Origin of the sequence: Spirillospora sp. NPDC049652 (genome assembly GCF_040675125.1) — a bacterium.
Taxonomy (GTDB): Bacteria; Actinomycetota; Actinomycetes; order Streptosporangiales; family Streptosporangiaceae; genus Spirillospora.
The window spans coordinates 1-4,884 of record NZ_JBFAOF010000545.1; the positions used below are offsets into that span (position 1 = coordinate 1).

General features: G+C 75.1%; 5 protein-coding genes. 4 read left to right on the plus strand and 1 reads right to left on the minus strand.

The features are described from left to right. Positions 1–147 precede the first annotated feature (147 nt). From AB0J52_RS27400 to AB0J52_RS27415, 4 genes are all read left to right on the plus strand, one after another. Positions 148–1,980, plus strand: a complete 1,833-nt coding sequence (locus AB0J52_RS27400) for a DUF2207 domain-containing protein (RefSeq protein ID WP_500185221.1) — start codon at positions 148–150, stop codon at positions 1,978–1,980. A gap of 64 nt (positions 1,981–2,044) precedes the next feature. Then, entirely contained in the window at positions 2,045–2,311 is a 267-nt protein-coding gene (locus AB0J52_RS27405; RefSeq protein ID WP_500185223.1) for a hypothetical protein, read from the plus strand. A 129-nt stretch (positions 2,312–2,440) separates the two neighbouring features. Continuing rightward, positions 2,441–3,151 carry a FadR/GntR family transcriptional regulator gene (locus tag AB0J52_RS27410; protein WP_500185225.1) on the plus strand — a complete coding sequence of 237 codons (711 nt, stop codon included), beginning with the start codon at positions 2,441–2,443 and terminating at the stop codon, positions 3,149–3,151. Then, positions 3,138–4,445: a CynX/NimT family MFS transporter gene (locus AB0J52_RS27415; RefSeq protein ID WP_500185226.1), complete on the plus strand. Its 1,308-nt coding sequence runs from the start codon at positions 3,138–3,140 to the stop codon at positions 4,443–4,445. Before AB0J52_RS27410 ends, AB0J52_RS27415 begins: the two co-directional genes overlap by 14 nt. A 75-nt stretch (positions 4,446–4,520) precedes the next feature. Here the strand turns inward: AB0J52_RS27415 and AB0J52_RS27420 are convergent. Then, the coding region (locus tag AB0J52_RS27420; RefSeq protein WP_500185227.1) for an asparaginase at positions 4,521–4,884 on the minus strand (364 nt) is incomplete at its 5' end.

Here is a 4,884-nt window from a genome sequence, read left to right on the forward strand (position 1 = left end):
CGCCCTGCGGGGCACGGGGAGGACCGCCGTAGGGCGGCCGCGGAGGCGGCGGACCGTACGGAGGTTGCCCCGGTCGTCCGGCCGGAGGGGGGTAATGACCAGCCATAGGGGAGAACTATACGTGCGGGGCCGCTACCATTTGCCGCCATGTTGGGTCGCCTGCGGCCATTGGTCGCCTCCCTGCCGCTCGCCGCCGTTCTGTCCGCCGCGCTCGCGCTTCCAGCGCAGGCCGCGGGCGGCCGGTACGAGCCGGCGCGGCACGTGTCCGCCCGTGCCGCCGAGGCCGCGCCGCACGGCGCCGAGGCCGTGCCGCACGGCGCCGGGGCCGCGCCGCGGGACGCCGCTCTCGCCTCCGGACGGGGGCTGCGAGTCTCGGACCGCGTCGTCAAGGACGAGGCGGCGATCACCCTCGCCAAGGGCGGCGTCGCCCACGTCCGCGAGACGATCGTCTACCAGTTCACCAGCGCCGGGTTCGAGCGGACCTTCACCACGCGGACGCACGCCAGCGTCACCGAGGACCGGGTCTGGAAGATCGAGAACCTGCGGGCGTCCAGCCCGGACGGCGGGCCGGTCAGGACGTCGGTGTCCTCGTCCGGGACGACCACGACCGTGAAGCTGACCGGCGGGGCGGCGACCGGGCAGCACACCGTGGTGCTGCAGTACGACGTGCGGGGCCCGGTCTCGCAGCAGAAGCAGGTCGAGGAGTTCCGCTGGACGGCGGTCGGCGGCTGGAAGGTCCCGGTCGCGCAGGCCCGCGCCACGGTGGACGCGCCCGCCATGGTGCAGAACGTCAACTGCTTCGCGGGCGCCCTCGACAGCACGATCGGCTGCACGCAGTTCTATACGAACCACACGCACACCCAGGGCGTGTTCAGCCAGAGCCAGATGCTGCCGGACGACAACCTCACCGTCGTCGTCGGGCTCCCCGCCGGGGCGACCGGCGGCAAGGCGATCTTCGAGCGGCGGCACACCGCCGCGACCGCGTTCTCGGTGAACGGCGTGACCGCGTCCGCGCTGGGCGCGCTGCTCCTGCTGCTGGTCGGCGGCGTCATCGCCCTCTACCTGCTGCGCGGCCGGGACGCCCGGGTGGTCGGCAAGCGGGCCGCCGAGGGCGACCAGGCGCACGTCACCGGCGAGCGGTTCGAGCCGCCGAACGGCGTCCGGCCCGGCCAGATCGGCACGCTGATCGACGAGCAGGCGGACGTGATCGACGTGACCGCCACCATCGTCGACCTCGCGGTCCGCGGCCACGTGCTGATCGAGGAGGACGACCGGGGCGCCACCGGGCGGCTCGACTGGACGCTGCGCCGCCTCCAGCGTCCCGGCGGCGACGCCGACCTGCTGCGCTACGAGCGGATCCTGCTCGGCGCGCTGTTCGACGGCCGGGACGCGGTCAAGCTGTCCGCGCTCGGCGGGACGTTCGCGACCCAGCTCCAGCGCGTCCGGTCGGCGATGTACGACGACGTGGTGGAGCAGGGCTGGTTCGCGCGCCGCCCCGACACCGTCCGGTCCCGCTGGACGATCGCCGGCATGGCGCTGACCGGCCTCGGCGTCATCGCGACCGTCGTCCTGGCCGTCACCACCGACCTCGCGCTGGTCGGCCTCGCGGTGATCGTCGCGGGCGCGGCGCTCGCCTACGGCGGCCAGTACATGCCGGCCAAGACCGCGCGCGGCTCGACCGTCCTCGCGCACACGATCGGGTTCCGGGCGTTCCTGGAGCGGGGCGCCCTGCCGGACTCGGACATGCCGTCCCAGCAGCGCATCGCCCTGTTCTCCCGGTTCCTGCCGTACGCGGTCGTCTTCGACGTCGTGGACCGCTGGGCCCGGACCGTCGAGGACGCGGGCGTCCGCGCCGAGGGCGCCGACAACCTCTACTGGTACGAGGGCCCGGCCGAGTGGGACCTGTCCCGGTTCGCCGAGTCCATGCGCACCTTCACGCTCGCCACCTCGGGGTCGATCTCGCAGTCGCGCGGGATGTGACGCCGGGCGGGCGATGATTGATCCCCGCCTGTCGGGTAGGGGCCGGGGTGAGGAGGTGTCACCTGTGCTAGCCACCGTCGTCACCGCGACCGGCCACCACGTGGGGAACAACTACTGGGTCATCCTGGGCCCGATCATCATCGCCCTGGCGCTCGTCACCTGGCTCCTGCTGACCCGGCACGCCTCGGGCAAGCGCGTCCACCCGGGCAAGCCGACGGGGGAGACCGCCAACCGGGGGCCCGTGAAGGGCGGGGTCATCGAGGGGGGCCCGTCGCAGCGCACCCGCCGGGACGCGGCCGTGCCCGAGGACTACGAGCACCGTAAGAAGTAGTACGGAGGATCCGCGTCGGCCGCGGGCCGTGCGCGGGCACCGGCGACCGCCGGTTCCTACCAACCTGCCATTTGGCCGCCTTCCGGGCGTAGGTAAGATGTCTGACATCTGACCTCTGGAGGCGCCCGCATGGCCCTGAACCCGGTATCCACCGGATCCACCGTGGACGCCGTCCTCGACCAGCTGCAGTCGGAGATCACCGGCGGCGGCTGGCGGGTCGGCGAACGCCTGCCCGGCGAGCACCGGCTCGCGGACGAGCTCGGGGTGAGCCGTCCGGCCGTCCGGGAGGCGATCCGCGCGCTCACCCACATCGGCGTGCTGGAGGTGCGCCGGGGCGACGGGACGTACGTGCGCAGCCGCGTCGACCCGCGGCCGCTGCTGGCCGGGGTGGCGCGTTCGACGCTGATCGACGTGTTCGAGGTGCAGCTCGCCTACGACGTCCAGGCCGCCCGGCTCGCCGCGCGCCGCCGCACCGACGCCGACCTCGCCCGCCTGGAGGGGCTGCTCGCGGCGCGCGCGGCGGCAGGCGACGAGCGGGAGTTCGGCGAGGCCGACGCCCGCTTCCACCTCGGCGTCGTCGAGGCCGGGAAGAACCCGCTGCTGGTCGAGGCCTACCGGTACTTCGCCGGCCGGCTCGGCGAGGCGATCTCCACGCTGCGCGCCGACGTCGCCCTCGCCGAGGCCCCGCAGGAGGCGCACCGCGCCGTCCTGGACGCCGTCGCCGCCCGCGATGCCGAGGCCGCCGAGCGGGCCGCCCGGACGGTCATCGAGCCCACCCTGACCGCGCTGGACGCGCTGGTCCGCGCCACCCCCGAGGAGCCCCGCGTTGACCCTTCGTGAGGATTCCGGCCCCCTCTCGCGGGCCGCCACGCCCCCGCCGGACACCACCGCGGGCGACACCGCCCCCGCCGCCGACGCGCCGCGCGGGCGCGCCGGGGCGGTCGCCGGGCTGGCGCTGATCGTCCTCGTGGCGATCAACCTGCGTCCCGCGCTGACCGCCGTGGGGCCTCTGGTCGGGGAGATCCGGGCCGACCTGCACCTGACCGGGACGGCGGCGGGGGCGCTCACCACGCTGCCGCTGATGTTCCTCGGCTCCTACGGGCTGCTGGCGGCGTTCCTGCGCCGTCCGCCGCGTCCCGAGGCGCTGCCGGTCGCGGCGATGGTCGCGCTCACGGCCGCGATCGGGCTGCGGATGATCCCGGTCACCCCGGCGCTGTTCGCCGGGTCGCTGGTCGCCGGGATGGCGATCAGCATCGGCAACATCGCCGTCCCCGGCCTCATCAAGCGGGACCACCCGCAGCGGATCGCGGCGGTCACCGCCCTCTACACGGTCGCGCTGAGCGGCGGCGCGGCGCTCGGGTCGGGGCTCGCCGTCCCGATGCAGCACGCCACCGGCGGGAGCTGGCGGGGGCCGCTGACGCTGCTCGCCGTCCCGTCGGCGCTGGCCGCGCTGGTGTGGCTGCCCCGGATGCTGCGCGTCCGCCGCGCGGCGAACGCGGCGAGCGCGGCGGGGACGGCCCCGGACGCCGGACCGGGCGCGGTCTCGCACCGGGACGTCGCGCGGAAGGTGTGGCGTTCGCGGCTGGCGTGGCAGATCACGATCTTCTTCGGCCTGCAGTCGTCGCTGGCGTACGTGATGTTCGCCTGGCTGCCGACGCTGCTGACCGACCGGGGGCTGTCGGAGAGCAGCGCGGGGTTCGTCACCGCCGCGTCCAGCCTGGTCCAGATCGTCGGGAACATGTGCCTGCCGCTGCTCACCGCGCGGCTGCGCGACCAGCGGCCGATCGCGCTGCTGGTGGCGGTGCTGACGGCGGCCGGGTTCGCCGGGCTGACCTGGGCCCCCCTGGGCGGGATGTGGGTGTTCGTCGTGGTGCTCGCGCTCGGCCAGGGCGCGTCCTTCGCGCTCGCCCTGTCCATGATCGGCCTGCGCTCCCCGGACGCCGCGACCGCCGCCCAGCTCTCCGGGATGGTGCAGGGCGTCGGCTACGTGATCTCGGCGTTCGGGCCGCTGCTGATCGGCGCGCTGCGCGACGCGACGTCCGGCTGGACGGTCCCGGTGGCGCTGGTGGTCGCCATCGCGCTCTCGGAGATCATCCCGGGACTCGGGGCGGGCCGGGCGCGGATGCTCGACTGACCCGGACGGGAAGCCGGAGGCGCGGCCTGGAACGCTCCAGGACCGCGCCTCCGGCCGTTCCGGCCCTGAGCGGCGTCAACCGGTCATGAACAGGCCGCGAACGGCGCGGATCTCCCCCACGACCGCCTCGCCGCCGTGCAGCGGGACGGTCGCCAGCTCCTCCAGGACGGCCGGGTCCGCGGGCTCCACGCCGAGCGCGCGCAGCAGGGCCACCGTGACCGGCGTCCGGGCCCGCATCGACCCGTCGTCGACCTTGATGGCCCCGGCCCGGCCGTCGGCGAACGCGAACGCGTCCACGCCCTCCGCGCCGCACTTGACCAGCAGGCCCGGCACGGCCTCCATCAGGCGGCGCTCCTCGCGCCGGGTGCCGGACGTCCAGGCCGGGAACGCGCGCATCGCGTCGGCGACCTTCCGCTCCGGCGTCCCCGGCTCGGCCGTC